20 protein-coding genes and 1 tRNA gene are annotated in these 20,670 nt (G+C 62.5%); 7 read left to right on the forward strand and 14 right to left on the reverse strand.

What is annotated here, in order from left to right:
• Positions 1–2: 2 nt before the first annotated feature.
• Together QM672_RS17325 and proS are read right to left on the reverse strand one after the other, a co-directional pair.
• Positions 3–1,298, reverse strand: a complete 1,296-nt coding sequence (locus QM672_RS17325; RefSeq protein WP_311935051.1) for a lipoprotein-releasing ABC transporter permease subunit — start codon at positions 1,296–1,298, stop codon at positions 3–5.
• 265 nt (positions 1,299–1,563) lie between these two features.
• The gene (gene proS, locus QM672_RS17330; protein ID WP_311935053.1) at positions 1,564–2,883 is read right to left on the reverse strand and encodes a proline--tRNA ligase; all 1,320 of its coding nucleotides are present in this window, start codon (positions 2,881–2,883) and stop codon (positions 1,564–1,566) included.
• Positions 2,884–3,807: 924 nt separating this feature from the next.
• Here proS and cysG point away from each other — a divergent pair.
• The 4 genes from cysG (at position 3,808) to QM672_RS17350 (ending at position 7,511) form a co-directional block, all read left to right on the forward strand.
• A complete protein-coding gene (cysG, locus tag QM672_RS17335) occupies positions 3,808–5,235 on the forward strand; it encodes a siroheme synthase CysG (protein WP_415084029.1) in 1,428 nt (475 codons plus the stop codon).
• Positions 5,236–5,348: 113 nt separating this feature from the next.
• Positions 5,349–5,696, forward strand: coding sequence for a GCG_CRPN prefix-to-repeats domain-containing protein (locus tag QM672_RS17340; RefSeq protein ID WP_415084031.1), 348 nt, complete (start codon positions 5,349–5,351; stop codon positions 5,694–5,696).
• Between the two features lie 815 nt (positions 5,697–6,511).
• A tRNA-Pro gene (locus tag QM672_RS17345) sits at positions 6,512–6,589 on the forward strand.
• Positions 6,590–6,794: 205 nt separating this feature from the next.
• A complete protein-coding gene (locus QM672_RS17350; protein WP_415084033.1) occupies positions 6,795–7,511 on the forward strand; it encodes a hypothetical protein in 717 nt (238 codons plus the stop codon).
• A 132-nt stretch (positions 7,512–7,643) separates the two neighbouring features.
• Here QM672_RS17350 and QM672_RS17355 read toward each other — a convergent pair whose 3' ends face one another.
• The 12 genes from QM672_RS17355 to QM672_RS17410 all read right to left on the reverse strand — a co-directional run bounded on the left by QM672_RS17355 (position 7,644) and on the right by QM672_RS17410 (position 19,215).
• Positions 7,644–7,853: a hypothetical protein gene (locus QM672_RS17355; protein WP_415084035.1), complete on the reverse strand. Its 210-nt coding sequence runs from the start codon at positions 7,851–7,853 to the stop codon at positions 7,644–7,646.
• Positions 7,854–8,365: 512 nt separating this feature from the next.
• A complete protein-coding gene (locus QM672_RS17360) occupies positions 8,366–8,881 on the reverse strand; it encodes a Panacea domain-containing protein (protein ID WP_415084037.1) in 516 nt (171 codons plus the stop codon).
• A 585-nt stretch (positions 8,882–9,466) separates the two neighbouring features.
• Complete coding sequence (locus QM672_RS17365; RefSeq protein ID WP_415084039.1) at positions 9,467–11,410, reverse strand: phage tail tape measure protein; 1,944 nt, start codon at positions 11,408–11,410, stop codon at positions 9,467–9,469.
• Positions 11,411–11,423: 13 nt separating this feature from the next.
• Positions 11,424–11,660, reverse strand: coding sequence for a hypothetical protein (locus tag QM672_RS17370; RefSeq protein WP_415084041.1), 237 nt, complete (start codon positions 11,658–11,660; stop codon positions 11,424–11,426).
• A 2-nt stretch (positions 11,661–11,662) separates the two neighbouring features.
• The gene (locus QM672_RS17375; RefSeq protein WP_415084043.1) at positions 11,663–12,130 is read right to left on the reverse strand and encodes a hypothetical protein; all 468 of its coding nucleotides are present in this window, start codon (positions 12,128–12,130) and stop codon (positions 11,663–11,665) included.
• A gap of 173 nt (positions 12,131–12,303) precedes the next feature.
• Entirely contained in the window at positions 12,304–13,128 is an 825-nt protein-coding gene (locus QM672_RS17380) for a hypothetical protein (protein ID WP_415084045.1), read from the reverse strand.
• A gap of 198 nt (positions 13,129–13,326) precedes the next feature.
• Positions 13,327–15,171, reverse strand: coding sequence for a hypothetical protein (locus QM672_RS17385; protein WP_415084047.1), 1,845 nt, complete (start codon positions 15,169–15,171; stop codon positions 13,327–13,329).
• A 46-nt stretch (positions 15,172–15,217) separates the two neighbouring features.
• On the reverse strand, positions 15,218–15,835 hold the full coding sequence (locus tag QM672_RS17390; protein WP_415084049.1) for a hypothetical protein: 618 nt from the start codon (positions 15,833–15,835) through the stop codon (positions 15,218–15,220).
• A 172-nt stretch (positions 15,836–16,007) separates the two neighbouring features.
• The gene (locus tag QM672_RS17395) at positions 16,008–16,718 is read right to left on the reverse strand and encodes a hypothetical protein (RefSeq protein WP_415084051.1); all 711 of its coding nucleotides are present in this window, start codon (positions 16,716–16,718) and stop codon (positions 16,008–16,010) included.
• Complete coding sequence (locus QM672_RS17400; RefSeq protein WP_415084053.1) at positions 16,718–16,927, reverse strand: helix-turn-helix transcriptional regulator; 210 nt, start codon at positions 16,925–16,927, stop codon at positions 16,718–16,720. Before QM672_RS17400 ends, QM672_RS17395 begins: the two co-directional genes overlap by 1 nt.
• Positions 16,928–17,056: 129 nt before the next feature.
• Positions 17,057–17,857 (reverse strand): hypothetical protein, encoded by an 801-nt coding sequence (locus QM672_RS17405; protein ID WP_415084055.1) that lies wholly within the window; start codon positions 17,855–17,857, stop codon positions 17,057–17,059.
• Complete coding sequence (locus QM672_RS17410) at positions 17,857–19,215, reverse strand: tyrosine-type recombinase/integrase (RefSeq protein WP_415084057.1); 1,359 nt, start codon at positions 19,213–19,215, stop codon at positions 17,857–17,859. Before QM672_RS17410 ends, QM672_RS17405 begins: the two co-directional genes overlap by 1 nt.
• A 309-nt stretch (positions 19,216–19,524) precedes the next feature.
• Between QM672_RS17410 and QM672_RS17415 the strand changes: the two genes are divergently transcribed.
• From QM672_RS17415 to QM672_RS17425, 3 genes are all read left to right on the forward strand, one after another.
• Positions 19,525–19,815, forward strand: coding sequence for a putative quinol monooxygenase (locus tag QM672_RS17415; RefSeq protein WP_415084059.1), 291 nt, complete (start codon positions 19,525–19,527; stop codon positions 19,813–19,815).
• 122 nt (positions 19,816–19,937) lie between these two features.
• On the forward strand, positions 19,938–20,354 hold the full coding sequence (locus QM672_RS17420; protein ID WP_415084061.1) for a hypothetical protein: 417 nt from the start codon (positions 19,938–19,940) through the stop codon (positions 20,352–20,354).
• The gene (locus QM672_RS17425; RefSeq protein WP_415084063.1) at positions 20,351–20,629 is read left to right on the forward strand and encodes a hypothetical protein; all 279 of its coding nucleotides are present in this window, start codon (positions 20,351–20,353) and stop codon (positions 20,627–20,629) included. Before QM672_RS17420 ends, QM672_RS17425 begins: the two co-directional genes overlap by 4 nt.
• The last annotated feature ends 41 nt before the right edge of the window (positions 20,630–20,670 follow it).

Raw genomic sequence — 20,670 nt, forward strand, 5'->3', positions numbered from 1 at the left:
GCTCAGCCTCCTCTCAACGCTTCCACCGGGTCGAGCTTGGCAGCTCGCCAGGCGGGATAGAGCGTGGCCAGGAAGCACAGGACCAAGGTGGTGATGACCACCACGGTCACCTCTGTCGGATCGGTCTTGGCTGGCAGGCGCGAGAGGAAATAGATCTCGGACGCGAACAATTGCGTGTTGGATAGCCAGGAAATGAACTCCTGGATGTTCTCGATATAGCGGCACACCAGCAGCCCCAGCAGCAGGCCGAATATCGTACCGAGCAAACCGATAGCCATGCCGGTGATGAAGAAGATGCGTAGCATCGCCCCACGCGTCGCGCCCATGGTCCGCATGATGGCGATATCGGTCTGCTTGGACTGCACCAGCATCACCATGCTCGAAACGACCCCGAGCGCCGCCATGATCACCAGAATCAGCAGGATCATGAACATGACGTTGCGCTCGACCTGGAGCGCCGTGAAGAAGGCCGAATTGCGCTGGCGCCAGTCGACCAGCGAGACGGGACGTCCGGCCGCCGTCTTGATCGCCTCGCTCTCCGACTGCACGTGGTCAGGGTCCTCGATATAGACCTCGATCGCCGTCGTATCGCCGTCGCGATTGAAATAAGCCTGCGATTCCTGCAGCGGCATGATCACGAAGCCGCTGTCGATATCGGACATGCCGACCTCGAAGGTGGCGACCACCGGATAGACCTTCATGCGCGGCGTGGTGCCAAAGGCGGTCTGGTCGCCCTTGGGCGAGATCAGAGTGATGCCGTCGCCGATCTGCAACCCGAGCGAGGATGCCAGTTTGGCACCGATCACCACGCCCTGCCCCTGGTCGAAATTGTCCAGCGTGCCGTCCTTGATATTGTTGGCAAGGCCGGGCAGGCGCTTGAGATCATCGAGCTTCATGCCGCGCACCAGGGCGCCGCTCGCCGAGAAGGGCGACGATACCAGCACCTGGCCTTCCACGAAGGGGACCGCCAGGGTCACACCAGGCACCTTGGCGATGCGACTGGTGACCGCGTCATAGTCGGTCAACGGCGTCTCATAGGGAGAGACGACGATATGGCCGTTGAATCCGAGGATCTTGGACTGCAGTTCGACGCGAAAGCCGTTCATCACCGACATCACGATGATGAGGGCAGCGACGCCGATAAGGAAGCTGAGAAAGGACAGGACGGCAATCAGCGAAGCCACCCCCCCCTTGCGGTGCGGCATGAGATAGCGCAGCGCCACCATCCACTCGAAGGCGGAGAAGGGCGGCGTTCCGGTCGGTTCCGACGATGTCGTGGCTGAAGCAGACGCGTTCATGACATTCCAGGTGGGGCGCGAGGCCCCTTACTCCGCGAGAATCGCGGCGTTTGCACGGCAAAAATTCAGCGATGTCTCGCTTTGCCACGGCTTTTTTGACGCTCCAATCACGGCAAAGCCACCCCAGCCACAACAAACACATCGAGATTAAGTTTTATAATTCAAGTAAATACGTCGATTTCTTGATAAGAAGAAAAAACGCCGCGAATACCCTGGGCATTCGCGGCGTCGATAATACCGGCCGGCAGGCCACGGCAAAACAGGATCAGCTCACCAGCACGAGTGCGTCCGATGGCGTCAGCAACTGGCGTTCGCCTGTGCGGCGGTTCTTCACCTCGACCTTGCCTTCCGCCAGGCTCTTGGGACCGACGATGATCTGCCAGGGCAGGCCGATCAGATCCATCTTGGCGAATTTGCCGCCGGGCCTCTCATCGGTATCGTCGAGCAGCACATCGACGCCCTTGGCGCCGAGCTGGAGGTAGAGATCGCCGCAGGCTGCATCCACCGCGCTGTCTCCCGGCTTGAGGTTGATCAGGCCGACCTTGAACGGCGCGATTGCCTCCGGCCAGATGATGCCGGCTTCGTCATGGCTCGCCTCGATTGCCGCACCGGCCACGCGGGTCGGCCCGATGCCGTAGGAGCCGCCATGCACGGGGATGAGGGAGCCGTCCGGACCGGCGACGACGGCCTTCATCGGCGTCGAATATTTCGTGCCGAAATAGAAGATATGCCCGACCTCGATGCCGCGCGCCGAAACCTGCTTGTCGGCCGGCAGGGCGTCGAAGGCAGCCTTGTCGTGCTTCTCCTCGGTTGCCGCATAGAGCGAGGTCCACTGGTCGACGATCGCCTGCAGCCCGGCCTTGTCGTCGAAATCCGTGCCGGCGGAAGGCGGCGCCATCGACAAATAGTCACGATGGCAGAACACTTCGCTCTCCCCGGTCGAGGCCAGGATGATGAACTCATGGCTGAGATTGCCGCCGATCGGGCCGGTGTCGGCCACCATGGGGATGGCCGTCAGGCCGAGCCGCGCGAAGGTGCGCAGATAGGCCACGAACATCTTGTTGTAGGAATGCTGCGCACCGGCCTGGTCGAGGTCGAAGGAATAGGCGTCCTTCATCAGGAATTCACGCCCGCGCATCAGGCCGAAGCGGGGACGGATCTCGTCCCGGAATTTCCATTGTATATGGTAGAGGTTGAGCGGCAGATCCTTGTAGCTGCGTACATAGGCGCGGAAGATCTCGGTGATCATCTCCTCATTGGTCGGCCCGTAGAGCATCTCCCGCTCCTGGCGGTCCTTGATGCGCAGCATCTCCTTGCCGTAATCGTCATAGCGCCCGCTTTCGCGCCACAGGTCGGCCGATTGGATGGTCGGCATCAGCAGTTCGATGGCGCCGGCGCGATTCTGTTCTTCGCGGATGATCGTATTGATCTTGTTCACCACGCGCAGGCCGAGTGGCAGCAATGCGTAGATTCCAGCCGCTTCCTGACGGATCATGCCTGCACGCAGCATCAGACGATGGGAAACAATTTCTGCTTCCTTCGGCGTCTCGCGCAGAATAGGCAGGAAATAACGGCTCAAACGCATAGGACAGACCTTCTCCAAGCTGCCGGCGAACCTTGGCTGCGCCGGGTAACACATGTGGCGAAATCGCGATTCAGGATAAAAAGGCGCGCCTGATCGAAACCTCGGCACGCCTCTCCGGCAAATCGCTTCCGATCGCCAGTCCGTGCCAGCTTGACCCGATCCCTCGCAAAAACACAAGGGTAAGACCAGCAAAAGCGCCATTATTTGGCGGTTTTCGCGCCCGACATGCCCCGTGCGATACAACCTGCCTGCTCATCAACCTGCCCACGAACAGCGCAGCCTAGCGAAATGACGCGCACAAATTTTAAGCAAAGATATTAATTTTGTGCCGATCGCTGCACAAAGACGTGACAAGCAAAAAAACTTCGTCTAGCGTCCGTCCCGTCAACGACAGGGCATCCGAACTCAGCGATGAGTAGAAGGAAGTCAGGGTCCAAGTCTTGGGAGGAAGCCCGCAGGCGCCGCCGGTGAACAAACCGTTGTCGAGCAGCCGTCCTGACACTTCAAACAGCACAAAGATGCGTGAAGGAAGTCTCAGGAAGATGGGTTAGGACGAGGTCTAGAATAAGGCGAGGCTCGCGAGAGCCTCGCCTTTTTTCACTGACGTTTGCGTAACGGCATGTTGCATCATGCGGGCTTGCCATGACAACCGCGTGACAATGTCGGATAGGTCGAACCTCCGTCGCAATGGCGACAGCGCCACAGAGAGGAATCGGGTTTTCCGAAAGAGACTTCTCCGGATCGAACGGCGGTTTTGGTCAGGAGGAACCTGCCGGATCTCAAACTCCGCTTCGCTTCGCATTGTCTGCCCGACCGATTTACTTTAGCCTTTGACGGCTGTGTGACGTGCGGCAGAACTGAGGCGAAGGCCGGCAGTTATCAGCGCCTCCCAGACTGTATTGAGCACGTTGAGCCTGTAGATCGATGAGCCGTAGCCCTGTCTCGCAACCCGCGCGCATCGCGCCGCTGGCGGTATTGCCGGTATTCTATCGCCTGACCGGCAAACCCGTGCTTGTCATCGGCGCGAGCCAGGCGGCTTTGTGGAAGGCCGAGCTTCTGGCGTCAACCGGCGCCGAAGTTCGCATCGCGGCACCTGAAGCGAACGATGCCCTGGCGCAGTTATGCGCCCGCGACGACGCGAGTGTCCGCCACCTCGCCCGCTCCTGGCACGAAGCCGACCTCGATGGCATCGCCCTCGTCGTCGCGGACGTCGAGGGCGACGAGCAGGCCGCCGACCTTGCCGCCGCCGCGCGCCGGGTGGGAACGCCGGTAAACATCGTCGACCGGCCGGCCTTCTGCGATTTTCAGTTCGGTGCGGTGGTCAATCGCTCGCCGCTGGTGGTGGGCATTTCGACCGACGGCGCCGTTCCCGTCTTCGCCCAGGCAATCCGCAGCCGAATCGAGATGCTGCTGCCAACGGGTTTCCAGAAATGGGCGGAGGCCGCCCGCAACTGGCGCCCTCTGGTGCAGGCGCGGGATCTCTCCCTGCAGGCCCGCAGGACGATCTGGGAGCGTTTCGTCAATGCGGCCTTCCGGCATCCCGACCGCACGCCAGGCGAAGCCGAACGCGCCGACCTATTGGCCGGCATCGAACAGCAGGAAAGAAATCCGGCACTGGGCAGTGTCGCCCTGGTGGGAGCAGGCCCTGGAGATCCGGAACTGCTGACCTTGAAAGCGGTGCGCGCCCTGCAATCGGCGGATGTCATCCTGCACGACGACCTGGTCTCGCAGGAAGTGCTCGATTTCGCTCGCCGCGAGGCTGAGCGCATCATCACCGGCAAGCGCGGGCATCGCCCGTCCTGCAAGCAGGACGATATCAATGCGCTCATGGTCTCCCTGGCCAGGGACGGCAAGCGCGTGGTACGGCTGAAAGGCGGCGACCCCTTGATATTCGGACGGGCCGGCGAGGAAATCGCAGCCTGCCGCGCGGCTGGCGTCGCCGTCGAGGTCATTCCTGGCATCACCGCAGCGTCCGGCGCTGCCGCGAGCCTTGAAGTCTCCCTCACCCATCGGGACCATGCCCGACGCCTGCAATACATCACTGCCCATGCCAAGAACGGCAAGCTGCCGGACGATCTCGATTGGAAGTCGCTTGCCGACCCGGCCGCCACCACCGCCATCTATATGGGCAAGCTTGTCGTCGCCGAGGTCGCCACGCGCCTGCTCGAGGCCGGCATGGCCGTCGATACGCCGGCCATCATCGTGGAATATGCCACCCACGTGCGCGAGCGCCGCTTTCACACCACGATCGGTGAAATGGCCGGCGTTTTTGCCACCAATCAGCTCGACGGCCCCTGCATCATCCTGTTCGGCCAGGCCATGTCCGAGGCGAGACCCGACCGCCCAAGCTGAACGGCAGCGGTCTGCGCGGTACAGCTTCCGTTAAGGAAACGTTTGCGACCATGGTCCAATGGTGAGCCGCAGATTCGCGCGCCCGCCGGGCGAATGAACGACAGGAGCATTTGATGAAGAAATTGATTCTCGCGGCCGCCCTGGCCACGATCGGTTTTGCGGGTTTCTCGAGCGGTGCCTCGGCGATGCCGGCCAACCCTGCCGTCGGTGCGGATAGCGGCCTCGTCGAGAATGTTGCCTATGGTTGTGGACGTGGCTATGCGCCCAACCGTTGGGGTCGCTGCGTACCCAATAATTACGGTATCCGCCCTGCCCCGGCCTATCGTCCTGCCCCCAATTACGGCCGCCCACCGGTCTATCGCCGCGGGTCGGTCCCGGCTAATCGCAGCGGCTATGGTCGCGTCTGTCCGCCGGGCACGCGCCTCGGCCCCCGTGGCGCCGCCTGTCATCCGGCCTATTGAGCCACCTGCCCCATCGAGCCAGCAGGCGGCACGAGATTTCACCGTCTCACCGAACCCGGCAAGGTCTGTCCTTGCCGGTTTTTTGGGGGCCACCAGGGACATCCGCTTCAAGGAAAACCCGTGCTCTCACGCCGGGGAAGTCCATCTGCGGACGATCTTACGGATGGCCTGTCGAACCGAGATCACCAGCCGGACACGCAGCGGCCGTACAAACCCGGATACCTGCCGGGCGGGCAGCGGCGCGGAGCAGCCCAATAGCGCGGGCCATCGTAATAGCCGGGGCCATCGAAGTAGCCCGGACTGTCATAATAGGGACGCACATAATATCGCGGCGCGTCGCCGTAACGCGGCCCCCGATACCCTCGACTGTTGGGGACACAGCGTCCATAGCTGCGATAATAGTTACGCGGGCAGCCATCCGCCACCGTTTGCAACAAGGGATTTTCTGCGCCAGCCGCAGGCGTCAACGGCATGGCGGCAGCAGGTGCAGCAGCAAGGCCCGCTGAAGCAAGGCCCATGGCTGCTGCATAAGCGGCAATAACCCATTGTCTCATCACACGCTCCTCGATCGAATCCAGCGCGGTATAAACGCAGCGCGGGAAACGTTCGTTCCACGCCAGAGGCGATCCCCTCCCGCAATCTATGGCGGCAGCCGGAGCATTCATAGATAGCGGGAAATTCTTCCTCATATTTCTGGTGCGCGCGCTTCCGCCTGCCAGGCCTGTGCATTTCATGTCTCTCATATGACGAGAAACTGAAATCGGGGCTTGCGCATCAGAGCGAAAAACCCTATTCAGCCCACGCTCAATGAGCGTCGGAGCGTAGCGCAGCCCGGTTAGCGCACTAGTCTGGGGGACTAGGGGTCGGAGGTTCAAATCCTCTCGCTCCGACCATTCAACTCTCTGAAATCGCAGAGAAAACAAAAGCCACCCCTCCGGGTGGCTTTGTTGTTTGCGCTCCAAGTCGTCACCATGTCGTCACGGGTGACGATTTGGGCGGTCCGCCGGCTGGGGAAACCCCTGGAGGCCCCCACTCCCCCGATTGCAGCGCGCCGGGAGCGCGCGGATAGTGCTCCCATCCACCGGAACTGAGGCCGTCATGGATACCGTCGAAGCAACACGTCGCGTCAAGGCAATCACGGAGATATTGGCCCTTGAAACCGAAAGAGCGATTGCGCTTCGGGAGACAATGGAAGCTGCGAACCGGATTTTGCCGCCAGCTCTGAAAGACCGCGTTTTCCAAGGCGCTGAGGCCTACAATATGATGATGAATGCCCTCGCAATGGACCTTGCGTTGACGGTAGCGCGCCTCTTTGATTTTACGAAGGACAGACCGCTCAAGGGGCAGGACAAGGCTTCAATTCCCGTTCTCGCCGCCCTCTTGGACCTCGCCGGTGTCCGCGCAGAGTTCAAAGCACAAGCTTCCAAATGGTCCGCTCCGTTCGTCCAAACGGCGTCAACAAATGTGCAGGCCTGCGAAACTGCGATTGATTTTATTCAGAAGTCCGTTGGCCGCGTACAGACACAAGGAGCCCCTCTAGAAGCTGCACTTGGGAGGATCCGGGAGTTTCGGACAAAACGCTTGGCACACAGGCTGTTTGATAAGGATCCGAACGCCCTTCCTAAATATAATGACATGTTCAATCTGATCGATTTGGCGATGGAAGTAGTCACACAGGCTCGATTGATTGTTGAAGGCCATAGAACAGAATTCAAGTTGCGCGTCGATTACGACCGTGGAAACGCTGAAAAACTTTGGAACGCCATGCTATTCGGCATAGAGGCTGCAATCGTGGCTTCTGAAGCGGAGGCGTAGCATTTAGCCTGTCGTTGCTGGCTTGGGCGCTTGGTCATTGGGGGCGTCTCGCTTTCCAGGATCGGCAAGGAGGCCGGTGAGCTACCAAACCACCTCCGGAGCCTGGAGGGCGCTCTCCGGCAAGCCGGAGCGCTACAGGCGCCCGGCTCCGATGAGGTGGAGGGCAGCGTCTTGCTCCTCCCTGGTCAGGCGATACCAGTCTATGAGCACACGGGCGAGCGGGCTGGCCTCATAGAGCGCTTCCCTGACTTGCGGGTGGAGATCCTCATCCGTGGCGGCCATGCCGATCTTCCAGCGGTCCGTGAGGGCCGACACGGCTTCCTTAGCCTCATGACGGGTCACGGCGCCTTCCTCCTCTGGCATCGCGGGGCGCTTGGGCGCCCGCTCCCGCAACACGCGGATCTGTTCGGCTGGTGACGTCTCCCGCGCGGCGCAAAGCAGGGCAACCTGATTATCCGCAAGGCCCAACTTCCGGGCAACGGTTACGGGTCGCTTAGTCCAATAAGCCACGAAGGTTGTCCGCTATTAGCCGGGCGTGCCGGGGAGACATGCCCCTCAATCCCAGATCGATTACGGCAATTATCTGCCGATACAGTTCCTGGGAAAGCGAGGGGAACTCTTGAGCTTCCTCAAGTTCGAACGTCTGGTGGACGACCAGCTTCGACAAATCCAGGTAGCTATCATGCCGGACTAGCGTATGGCATCCAGCGGGCAAGTGGAATTGATCGTTTCCATGCCTGCGAGGATTAGTATTGATCCACACAAAAAAATCGTGCTCTGCATCAACACAAACGGCAAACTTCTCTTTCGGGGGATCGGTTAAGATGGTTCGGACGATGTAGACGTGACCGAGCTTACAAGACCCCATAGGACGCGAACTCCTCGGCATCCTCAACCACGTCAGGATCCGCGCCGTCCATGAAGTCATCGAAGCTCATGGGGCCATTCAAACGTGCTCGATCCCATGCCACGTGGGTATGGGTCTCATCGGAGATCGCGCCAAAGGTTTTCAAACGGCAATGTTCAATAGCCCAGTTGAGACACTCAATATCGGTGGCACTGAAAACATCCAAATCAGGCTCCCGCTCGGCCTCATAAGCCGGGTGCCGAAAACGGTCGTTCTGCCGAAGCGCCCCTATTACAAGTTCGCGATCATCTGGAACCACGGTGCCACGCAAAACATCATAAGCAAATGAGGGTACCGGCCCATTTTCCATGGCAATGTACCGGTCGCCCACGATGGGGCGCCCATACTCGCGAAGATGCTTGCGTTCAGCAAAATACAGGATTTTCGAGGCGTGGAAGCGCCCAACGCGCGGAAATTCCCTCGCGATATAGACGAGCGCCTCAACCGCCTTTTCTTTGTCCACATGAAAATCCATGCCCTTGATATAGTTGACGGTTGTAAATTTTCAAATCACTTTTAGGTGGTCCAAAGTTCGCAACTTTGGCCGCTTTCGCTTCCCTCAACTGCAACCCTCTCCTCCAGGAGCTTCGCGCGCTCCGGCTCATCCAACTCGCGCCAATGCCGGTTTCCCGGCCCGCTCGCTTTGCAGGATCGGCTCCATGGGGATCGGCGGGCAATGGAGCCCGCCATTCCCTGCGGGCGTCCTGGCGGGGCTGGCGAGAAAATGGGTGGCGCCTTCATTGTCGGGGTACAAGGAGCGGGCGCCACCCGAGGGAGGAGGTCGAGAGCCTGGAGGGTGGAGCCCAGCCGCGCAGAGGTCAATGGCCGGTCGGTGCGGTGGGATCCGCTCCGGCGGGAGCCGGATCCTCTTGAGTGCCATCGCCCTGGAGGGTGGCAAGCTCCGCTGCGGCCTTTGCTATTCGAGTGTAGAGGCGGGCAACGGCATGTTTGTGCCTTCCCCGCTCCTCGGCAATCTCCACGTTGGCCCGCCGGATCCTTGCCTTCAATACGAGGATCTTCCGCCAAGCCGGGGGCTCATCGGGGGTCATCAGTGGCCAATACCCCGATCCGAATAGGCTCCGGAGCCGCTGCCGCCGGAGGGCGTGCGGACCGTGCTGTTGTTGATCGTGGCGATCTTGGCAATGATGGCATCCAGGTCGGAAATCACTCCCGCCATGCCTTCCGGCCGCACGGTAACCGTGGCGGAGCGCCCGTCCAGGGCAGTAATCTGATCTCCCACGCCCTTCACGGCTTGCGCCGCTTGGTCAGCGCCGGAGGCCTCCACCTTGGGCGCCGCAGAGGGGTAGGCCGTGGCCGGCGTGATAGACATGGGCCTTGCCGGTAGCTGGACAGGCGGAGGAAGATCCGGGCCGAACCGGTTGACGCCCCTGTAATCCTCCTTGCGCATGTTGCCGGCGGGACGGGCCTCCTGGTAGTCGGGGTTGGCGGCCTTGAAAATCTCATCCTTGGTCTTGGCGATGCTGTCGCGCAAGTCCTGCCCACGGCCCCTGTCCCAATTCTGCTGGTCTTTATCGAGGGTGGCTTGAGCCTCCCTACGTCTGGCTTTGTTCTGCTCATAGATCCGAGCATCCGTATCCGTCATAGGGTCGCCACGGTAACGCTCCTCCAGACGCTTAACCTCGGCATCGGCAGCGTTGTATTTCCTTTGCGCCTCATCGTTAGTCAGGGTGGCTGACCCGGCGGCCAGCTCCTTCTCATCGCTGGCCAGCCTCGCCTCCGGCGTCCGGTGGAAGCTATCCTTGACGCTCTGGAGCACACCGAAGACCGTTCCAAGCTTCTCGATATTGTCCCGGATCCGGTCGATTTCATCCGCAAAGCTGCTGAGGTCCTTGGTGAAGCTGGATAGCGCCATGGTGACGCCAGCCTTGTCCATGGCCCCGCCGAGGGAGATCATGCTCTGATTGAAGGAATTGGAGAGCCGGTCAAGGCCCGCCTGTGCATCCTTGTTCACGCGGTCCAGGTCCCGCGCAACTGTGCCGCCGGCATTTCCAAGGTCGTTATAAAGCTTCCGCTGCTCTGCACGCAGGCCGATGAGAGCGCGCATGCCGGCCTGCATTTGGGCGTCGTTAAAAAGCAACGGGATCTTACTGAGATCGCCCCCGGTGGCCTTCTCCGTGATGTCCAAAAAGGTCTCCATCACGTCCTTGCCGGACTTCCGGGCGCTGTCGAGCTGCCCCCGGAGATCCTTAATCCCCATCTTCTTGAACTTGTTGACGGTCTCCTGGCTGGTCATTTTCTGGAAGACGTTCAACAGGTTCGTCGCCGCCTCCCCGGAGCTGCCGGTCTGCTTCCGCACAATCTGAGCATAGGAGGCCAAACGCCTGATCCCGTCGATCCCGGACAGGCCCACGGCGTTGCCGGCCGCCGCAAGAGCCGGGAGCTCCTTGGCCATGTCTTTCAACTCAAATTTTCCCGCCTTGCCGGCCGCTGCCAGGATATCAAAAGCCTCCTGCATCCGGTCTGCCGGGACCTTGAGGTTGGTCCCCAGCGCGTCCGCGCTGGCCGCCATGTCAGAGATGGCAGCGCCGGAGGCGTGCGCCGTGCGCGCCACGGCCGGCAGGAAGGACATGGCGTCCGGCATGCTGCGGCCGGCCGCCGTGAGGGCGTCCAGGCCTTCCACCACGCCGCCTACGCCAGTGCCCACATCATCAGCAACGGCGAAGATCTGCTTTCGGGCCTCCGCCACCTGTGCGGCTGTGGCCTCCGCCGTGATCCCGATCCGGGTCATCTGCCGGTCAAATGCGGCGCCATCGGTGTAGCCCTTCTTTGCCAGGAGGGCCCCGCCGGCCACCCCGCCTAGCAGGCCAAGAGATCCGGCCGCCTCCGTGGCGCCCCGGTTGATCCCAGCCAGGAAACCTCCCCTCCGGTTGCCCTTCTGGGCCAAGGTGTCGAGCGACTTCCCGGCCGTGCGGGCCGGGCCGGAAACGCCGTCACGCAGACGGGCGATGAGCTCTGAAACAAGCGTAGTCATTTGGTGCTCTCCGTCAGTTGACTTCGTTGGGGGTAGGCCTGTCGCCCTGCGTGGCGAGGGCCAACTCCATGAGCCTGAGGCAGATTTCCTCCGCCTTGGCGTCTACAATTTCCGCGATGCGGAGCCGCTCCTCCGTGCTGGCGGATAACTCAAACGGAAGCAGCAAAAGCGGCTCAATCACACAAAGGCACATCGCCTCCATCGGATTGGGCAACTCCGGCGCGGTGGTGGGTTTTGACTTGCTGGTCATGGCTACGCGCACTCCTTTCGGGCGTTGGCGAGCGCCTTTTCGATCCGCTCCACGATGCGGCTCCGGGCGGCGTCGATCTCGACTTTGGCCTTTGCCATGACGCCGGGATCCCGGGAGATGCGGCGGGGGAGACCGTTCAGCTCCTGGACGATGTCGCCGCCTACCCCGGAGATGAAGGCTATGACCATGTCCACGGGAACTAGATCCCTCTGTTGCATCGCAACGCGCAGTTCTTCGGAGCGGGCTCTGGCCTCAGCGAACCGCGCCCGCGCACGGGCGGCGGGCGATGTGTCGGCACCTTCCCGGCTATGGTCGAGCAATCGCTGGATGCATTCGGCCAGCGGAAATCCCTTTCCGCCGGAGTGGGGAATGACGCCGGCCGTGGCCAATTGGCGAACGCGGCGGGCGCTGATGCCGAGAAGGGCAGCAAGCTCCTTACCGGTAACGTTTTCGGGGACGGTAGATGCCATTTTCACATGGTCCTTGTGGGAATAGGAAGGCGATAATTCACAGCGGAAATATGAGGAAAGTCGGCGGGCCACGGTCCCGCTGGGGGTGGGGGACCCCTCCGGAAGGACCCGTGAAACCGTGAAACACCCCCTCGGGGTGCCCCGCCCGGGCCCTCCCGCTTGCCAGGACGGGCCTATTGCTTCGGGGTGCTACCGTGGTAGCCCTCGGCAACGGTGCCCGCCTGCGCACGCACGGCAGCGCCCCACCCCTCGGCTATCTTCTGCCCCTCTCCGCCCGCCTGCCCCTCGGCGGTAGGCTCGGTGGAGGCGACGGTGGGTGAGACCGATGCGATGGCCCGGTCCCATCCCGCCTGGACCATGGACGGCGTGGGCTGGGGCATTTTCGTTTCAACATTGCCGGCCGGGGCAGCATCCATGTTGGAACGAAAATAGTCCGCCGATTTCCCATCGTGGCCATCGGCCGGGATCTTGGCGCCGGGCATACGGGCGGCGATGCCAGCAATAGCGTTGCTCCAGCCGGCCTCAGCTTCGGTCGGGTGAGGCTGCTGAGCCTCGGGCTCACGGCCTGTCCGGCCGATGGCGGCCAGGGCCTTGGCGGCTTCCGAGGACATGACCGTGGAGGCGCCGGGCCGCGCGGGGGCGGCCGGCTTCGTCTCTACCGGCGCGGGAGGTTGAAGGCTGGCCGCTGCCGGAGCCGGATCCGTATGGGCAGCCGGGGAGCCAATAAAGCGCCCGTTCACGAACTGGCTTGCGACATGGGCGGCGAAGGCTGCCTCTTCGTCCGGAGCTGCCGCTCCGCTCTCCATGCGTTCCTGCCAAAGCTTGCGCGCCTCCTGGAAGGTCCATGTGACAGCTTCCGCGTAGCCGGCGGGCAGGTCCTCCCGCGCGGCTGTCTCCCGCACGGCAGCGAGAAACTCCGGAGCTGCTCGCTGGCCCGTGAGGCGATTGAAGCGGGCAACGGCGTCTTGAAAAAGTCGGTGGGTGTCGTGGTCAGCCATGGTCGGCTCCTCGGTTGGCGGCGAACTATTTCACCGGCGCAGGGGATGAATGGTCACGCTCGTGTGCCTCGATATCGGCGTGCACGGCGGCTCGGATTTTCGGATCAAGCTTCGCAGCGAACTGCCTCGCTAAGGCGCGGGCAAAGATGAGCGTGGAAGCGGGTACGGGCGTCGTGATCGGATCGGAAGGGCAGTGCTTCAACGGGCTGCGGCGGGCCATGCTGGGCCCTCCACACGATTGGCGGCACGCTTGGCCAGGATGGTGACGACTTGCTCATCGCTCATCGTGGTCTGCGCCAGGATGAGCAACGCGGAGAGGTCATCCATAGCGGCCGGGAGGTCGAGGAGCTGGTAGAGCCGGTGCCGCTGGTGCCGGGGGAGGTTGAGGGCGGCTCCGTGCAATTCGTTGAGCGTCAACGTGCTATCCTCCTGGTCTAGGCCAATACGGGCGGCGCAGTTGGAAAGTGAGACGTCCAGGTCCGCGCCACAGCCGTCACGGTCGAGGCAAGCGGACAGGTCTCTTTGGTCCCAATCATCCTCCGGGCCGTCACCAGACGCGCCCTGGGGCGCTGGTGACGCGGTGAGGTCGCAGGGGGCGCGGGCGATGGTGAGGTCATCGCCATCATCGTCCAGGTCGTCGCCAGCAGCGGTTTCCGCGTGGTGGCATTGCCCGATGACGAAATCACCAAGGGTGTCGGCGTGCTGAAAGGTCACGGTGAAATCGAGCGGTGCCGGCAAGGCCTCAACCTCACCACCATCCCCATCCGCAACCACAGCGTCAGGGGCGCCCTCGGGCGCGCCCACTGACGTCACCGGCGGTGCAAGAGGAACCGGCGTGACTTCCTCCGGGGAAAGCCGCATATTCCGAGATGCAATGACTTTGGACTTGCTACCGGCCGCGCCAACGGCACCAGCAACACCGACAGGGGGCGGCCTCGGGCCACCCCCTTTTTCTATTCCGGGGGGTCCAGAAGAGGTTTGAGGCAATTGGCCATCACCTCCCAATCCTGCGGCGCAAAAAACAGGCGTGGCACTGGCCAGAGATTTTGCACCACTTGTGGGAAGGCTACCCCCTTCCTTCGGAAGGGTAGGGGGGGAAACGTTTGGTGCAAAATGCAATTTCTGGAGCTGCTTTTCCGGTGCATTTTGGGGGGAAACGTTTGGTGCAAATTCCGCTCCCAGTGTCCCGCCCACTGCAATTTTTGCGGCCTCTTTTTGCATCACTTTGGCCACCGGCTTCATGCTGCCCGGGCCCTTCCAACCAGCGGCGAGAACGTAGGCAATGACGCTCTCGCGCTGCGGCAAGCTCAGATAGAAAAACCAGCGTTTGGAGCGCCCTAGGTATTCCCACGGCGCGAGGCTACGAAGGCTGCCTTGCGTCCATTCCTCGCGGGTCGGCGTGCCCTTCGCGCGGCGCTCGGCTGCTGCCCGCGTGCACCGGCCGGCGTTCTTACGCTGATAGGCTGCCTTGGCGCGTGCAGTCCTGTTGACACCGATGGCGCCTATCGTCCGGAGCCCAAGCTCCGTGCGGATGGCATAAGTGACCCCCAGATATTTTGCCGCCCTGTCAGCGCTCCACAAAATCGGCCGCCGCTCGGCTTCGCGCTGCAACTGCCCGATCATGGCATCGGGCAGCAACGGAAACCGGGCGCTGATGTAGCCGAAGAAGGCTTCGTCTTGCTGCGGGTCGAGATGGTGGGCGGCGAACCTAGCGGGGCGCTCCCAATCGTCGGTTGTCCACCTCGGCTCGCCCTGGAGGTGCTCGATAAGAAGATCAAGATCCCGGAGCCGCTGCAAGCGGGTACGCTTCGCCCTGCGCAACCCCTTCGGAATGGGCTTTCCCTCGCCGGTGTCCCGGATCTTCGGTGCCTTGGGCAAGGTCCGCCCACTGCCATGGCGGCGATAGCCGAGGATGGCCCCGCCAAGCCTCACCGACCGATGGCCGTCAGGCAGCTCAACCGACGCTTCACGCCGCTTGTCGGCCCACCGGCGCTGGCGGATCGCTTCCAGAATTTCGTCCGGCGTTTTTTGGGAGGTTGCCATGGCGGGGCTTCCTATTCGAGGGATTGCGGGGGTGACCGGGGCCGCGCTATGCGGCTCCGGGTGCCGGCTCCTGGCTGCGCTCGAACGCTTCACGGATGCGGCGGCGCTCTGCGGTCGCAAAGGCTGTGCACTCATCTTCGGCCGTCTCGAAATACGGCGGCGGCGCGGGACGAAGGTGGGCAGGCGGCTCTTCGCCTGGGGCGAGATATCGGGATGGCCGCGTACCGCCGTTCACCGGCCGGCGTGGCAGCGTGTAAATGTCATCGCGCCAATCGTCGCGTGACTGGAAACGCAGAACTTCCCCGCTCGCGACCATCCCACGGAGCACAATGAGGAAGGTCTCTTCGTCCGGGTCGCTCGCTGACGCTTCCGCCATCCGCCAAAGCGAGAGGAGGTTGACGGGCCGGGTCGAACCCAAGAGCAGCATGGAGATTGCGTCCTCCGGATCGTCTGCCCACCGGGTCGCCGCGCGATAGAAGAGGGCGGCCCATTGTTGGCGGAAGAATTCGAATTGGAGCGTCTTGAGGTGCTTGCGGGAGCCGTTTCGAATTGCCGCGATCTCCGCCGGGTCGGTGGGAAACTGCGGCGGTGAAACGGGCGTCCTCTCTGGCCGGCGATACTTCGGCGTGAAAGTGAGAATGGTAGCGCTGGGCATGGTGGGCATGAATGTCCCTCCGGTTCGTCTGTTGCTGCGTTGCTGCTGGATCGGATCAATGGCGGAGCGGTTTCCCGCCCCGCCCTGCCGCCTCCCCCGGGAGCGCTTCGGGTGGCGGCTGACTGCCCCGTTGGACGCCAGGGCAGCCGCTCCCGCCGGCACTGAGACGGCGGGTGTCGGGTTAGCCGGCAGCCCGGAGGGGCTGGCCGACACAGGCGGCCATGGCGGACTGACGGGCTTCGTCGGCCACGCGGTTGCCACGATCAACGATGCGCGAGATGGGCTCGATAGCGCCGATGATCGCCCGGTGCTCCGGCAATAGGTCGCAGTCGGAGATGAAGAGCTTGGAGCCATTGAGCAACGGCACCGCCGTGCCCGGGTGCACGTCGCCGCCAAGCATGGTCTGATGGAGGCGAAACGCGGAGGCGTACCGCTGGGCCAGCGCGGTCAGCTCCGCCTCAAGAGCTTCGCGGACTGGGGCGACGGCGTCGGCCAATGCCTGCCGGGCAGCGTCTGTAAGACGGAGGGCCTCGCCAGAGAGCGAGGCGGCCTCGGCATGGTCAGCCCGATCCAGTGGTGCCTGCGCCTGGTGCTTTGCCTCTGCCTCCGCGAGGTCAGCCTCGGCCTTGGCCCGGGCTCGCCGTGTGTGCTCGTTGGCGAAACGGGCGTCATCGGCGCAGGCCTGCTGTTCCGCTGCCTTCGCTGCCTCGCGCTGGCGAAGAAAGAGGGAACCGGCCGACGCCTCCATCCTAGAGCGGATCGCGCGGTGGCTCTCGCAGGCCTTCGAGAGCGATTGAGCAATCCGGCCGGCCTCCGCGAGGTCCGGCGCGGCGATGGTGGGTGAGGCGGTGGCCTTGAGGGCGCCTTGGATCTTCTTGGCGATAGAGGGCATCAGGCAGCCCTCCCCTTGCCCTGGTCGGACGTCGAGGTGCGCACGCGGCTGGCAAACCAGCGCTCCACGTCGCTCCGCCGGTAAAGCACCTTCTTCCCGATCTTGAGGAAGGGCGGGCCGTCACCCGTGAGCCTGAGTTTGTTGAGGTAGCTGACCGAGAGGTGCTTCTCAGCCGCAAGCGCGCCGGTGTTGAGGAGGTCATCGTGCATGGGGGCACTCCACTCGCTTCGACCCCGTGTCGAAGCTTCATGGAAAGACCGTGGCGCATCAGGAAATCGCCGGATAATGCAAAATTAAACGCGGTTTTTTGGCGTTTATTTTTCCAGCGTAAGCCCCTGTTATTTCATGACGATTTTTGAGGACGTGCGGGAACGGGTCATTTTTGGCGCTCCGGCGGAGCCGGCAGCCGACATCACAAGTGTGCGGCTTGGCGTGCCTCTCGCAGTGATTTGCGCCGCAATGCGGAGAAAGTCAGCGAAGTCTCCAGCCCCCTCGCCTCGGCTGCTCGCTGTGGTCTTGGTGACGGTTGGCCGCTCGCCCGTCACCTCCATCCAGACTGGCGCCAATGCATCCGCAAGGCGGCGTGCAAAAGTGGCGGGCCGGCCCCGCGTTTCGAACGCGGGCGCGATCCCCTCCAACGTGTCCGCCATCTGCCCAAGGCTCGCCATCGTCCGCTCAAGAAGGTCCACTTCGTCCAGGACGGATGCAGCGCCCTCCTCCTGCCCGATCACATCGGCCGCATAAGTGGCGAGGTCTGCAAGACGACAAGCGCCGGAAACTGCCTGGAGCTCTGCCACGGCCTTCCGGGCAGCCTCAAGTTTCTCTTTCCAGTCGGCATAGCCCGGCACTGGCTTCCCATTGAGAAGGCTTTCGCGCTTGCCGCCAAGATAGGCAGGCCGGATTGAGGCGCGGTGGTGCGCGAGACTTGCCCGCTTGTAGGCCCGCCAGACCCGCTCATAGATCATGCCCACCTCCGCCTCCCCCTTGAGCCTCCCGCTCGCCTGGAGACGAGCGAGGAAGGCTTTGAGGGAAGCGGGGGCACCCCGCCCAAGGCCGGGAGGATCCGGCGCAAACATGCCAGCTCCGGCCATCGGCTGGATATCATCGGTCCGCTCTCGCTTCTCGGACTTGCCGGCCATCACCGGGCTCCCCGCGTTGGCATAGGGATGACCTCGGCAGATTGGCCTTTCATCTTCGCGGCGATCTCATCCGCAATCCGGTCGGCGGCCACGCGGAGCGGATTGTCCGCAAGGTGGGCATACTTTTGCGTGGTCTCTACGTTCCGGTGACCAAGCAACCGGCCGATGACGGGCAGCCCCAAGCTGCCCCCTGCCCCCGTCGCGGCAAACGTATGGCGCAAGTCGTGGATGCGGAGCCCCTCCAGCCCGGCGTGATCGGTAATCCTGTGCCAAGGTTTGTGCAGGTCAGCGCGGGGCCTCTCGTCCTCCTGCCCGGCACTCGTCGAAGCGATGACGTACACGCCCATTTTTGGCACGTTGGCGAGGATCTCCAGGGCGGCGGCCGACAAGACAACGGGTTTCTTCCCCGTCTTGCTGTCCGCCAGGAAAAGCATTCCGCGCTCGAAATCGACCTCAGCCCACTTGAGGTGAAGGACCTCCCGGAGCCGGCAGCCCGTCAACATGAGGAGGCGAACGGCAGCGATGGCGAATTGATCGATGACCACCCGCCGGTTTTCCTTGGGGGCGTGCTTGACCTTCTTGTCCGGGTCCGGCTCCCACGGCAGGCCGTCCGTTTCCGCAAGTCGGAGGGTGTCACCAAGTTGGGCGATCTCCTGGGCAGAGAGGAACCGCTCTTTCGCGGTCTCACTGAAACGCTTGATGGCCCGGGCCGGGTTTGCCCCGGCCGGGATGGCGCCCACCGACGCCGCCCAATTAAGCACGCCCGACAACATCACAATGACCCGGTTGGCGGTGACGGTCTGCTTCGACCCAATTCGTCTATGGAGTTTTTCCACCTCCGCCTTGGTCAGGTCTTTCGCCTTAAGGTGCCCGATGCCGGTCTTGGTCGGCTTGCCCTCCGTATCGCGGGGAGCAATGTGCTTGTTGAGATAGATCTCATACAGCGCAGCGGTCGCTGCCTTCTTGGTCGGCTTCACGACTTCCGCAATATAGCGCTCGCCTATCTCCCGCACGGTGGGGCTCTCACGCTCGAATGCCAATTTCTTGGCCTCGGCTTTCCGGGCCGCCAAGGGGTCCCGCCGCTCCATGTCGCTGCGAACGTCGCGGACCTGCCCCCGGAGGTCCTCCGCTGCCCGGCGCGCCTTGTCAGGGGTCATGCCGTCAACACCGTGCTTGCCAATGACAACGCGGCGCACGGGAAAGGCTCTCCCCCGGCCTGCCCGGTATTCCAAGGCGTAGGACACGGTGCCGTCTTTGTTCAGCCGGGCCTGGAAGCCCGGAAGCTTGTCGTCACGGATGAGGCCGGGCGCACCTCCGGCGATGAGGCGCTCAACGGTTGTCTTCGAAACTGTGGCCAAGGTAGTCAAATCCCCAAGTCGTCACCATGTCGTCACCGATTTTGGAAACTTCAGATAACGACAGGAATTTTGATAACACGGAAAACCATTGTGTGACACGGGTTTATTGACAAATCGGGAAACACGGTGCCAAAAGCGGAAAGCCCCATAATCAATCTGGGGGACTAGGGGTCGGAGGTTCGAATCCTCTCGCTCCGACCATTTTTCCTGAATATCTTGAATATGCCAGCCCTTCGCCTGGAGCGAAGGAGCGCAAGCGCGTAGGGTCCCCTGCCCTGCGGGCACAAAGGGCCGCCCCTTAGGTTCCCGATGCTGAAAGTCATCGCTCAGGATTTCATAAAGCCCGAACATGTGGATGCCGTGCTTCCCCTCTACAGGGAACTGGTCGCCAAGACGCGCCAGGAAGAACATTGCATCGCCTATGACCTTTTCATCGACCAGAAAGACCCTGGGCATTTCGTTTTCATCGAGGCATGGCCGGATCGCGCCTCCCTCGACGCCCATTGCAGTACCGAACATTTCAAGCGACTGGTTCCGCAGATCGATGCATATCAGCGCCAACCGGGCAGCTATATTCTAATGGACTCGTTCGAGGCCTGAGCAAGGCGCTCCCTCTCCGCATCGATTTCCGCCCTTCCTCGTCAGGAACAAAAAGAGAACAAAATACTGGACAAGCACCCCTTCGGGGCATAAGGTCCTGCCCTCAACCGAAGGTAATCGACATGCTCGACGGTTATTTCGACGGCACGCATAGGCTGGCCGCCCGGCCGGAGGAAGTCGCGGAGATCGCCCGTTTGGTCGAAAAGGCGGGCAGCGGCGGCGCAGCCCTACTGGCACTCTACCGTTATGCCAGGCAAGCCCAGACCTCGCTGATCAACCGGGACCGGCTGATCGAGGAATTGAAACGCCAATCCGATCGGCTAGAGGACGAAGACCTTCACGAAAGAGTGGATGGCGATGCCCAAGGCGTGTCGATCGACTGGATCGTCAGCCGCGAATTGAAGCGGACCGATGGCAATGCCGTCACGGCATTGCGCAGGGCCATTCGCCGCAATGTCCGGCTCGACGACGAACTCGACCGTCTGGCGAGCCTGCTGGAGGCGGCAGGCAATCCTCTCAGCCTCTCCGGCAAGCCATGAACGGGCGGCCCGCAGGCCTGGAGCCTTTCCTGTCCCAGGAGGCCGAAATAGTGCAGCGCGATGCCGACCAAGCAATCGCCACTTGCGGAGGCGATGCACGCGTCGCCGTTCAGGCCTTGGTCGCGATGGTCGATCATCTCAAGGCCGAACTCGCCGAGCGGGACGATGCGATCGCAGCGCTGACAGCCAGCGTATCACGCGGCTATGCGCGTGGTTTTGGCGACCGGCCTCCGCCTGGCGCGAGGGACAAGGTGCTTCGCAAGCCGGTTGAGTGAGGACCGGCCTTGCAAGTCTCCGCGCCCGGCCAGCGCAATCC

It is taken from the genome of Labrys sp. (in: a-proteobacteria) (assembly GCF_047605565.1).
In the GTDB taxonomy this organism is placed as follows: Bacteria; Pseudomonadota; Alphaproteobacteria; order Rhizobiales; family Labraceae; genus Labrys; species Labrys neptuniae.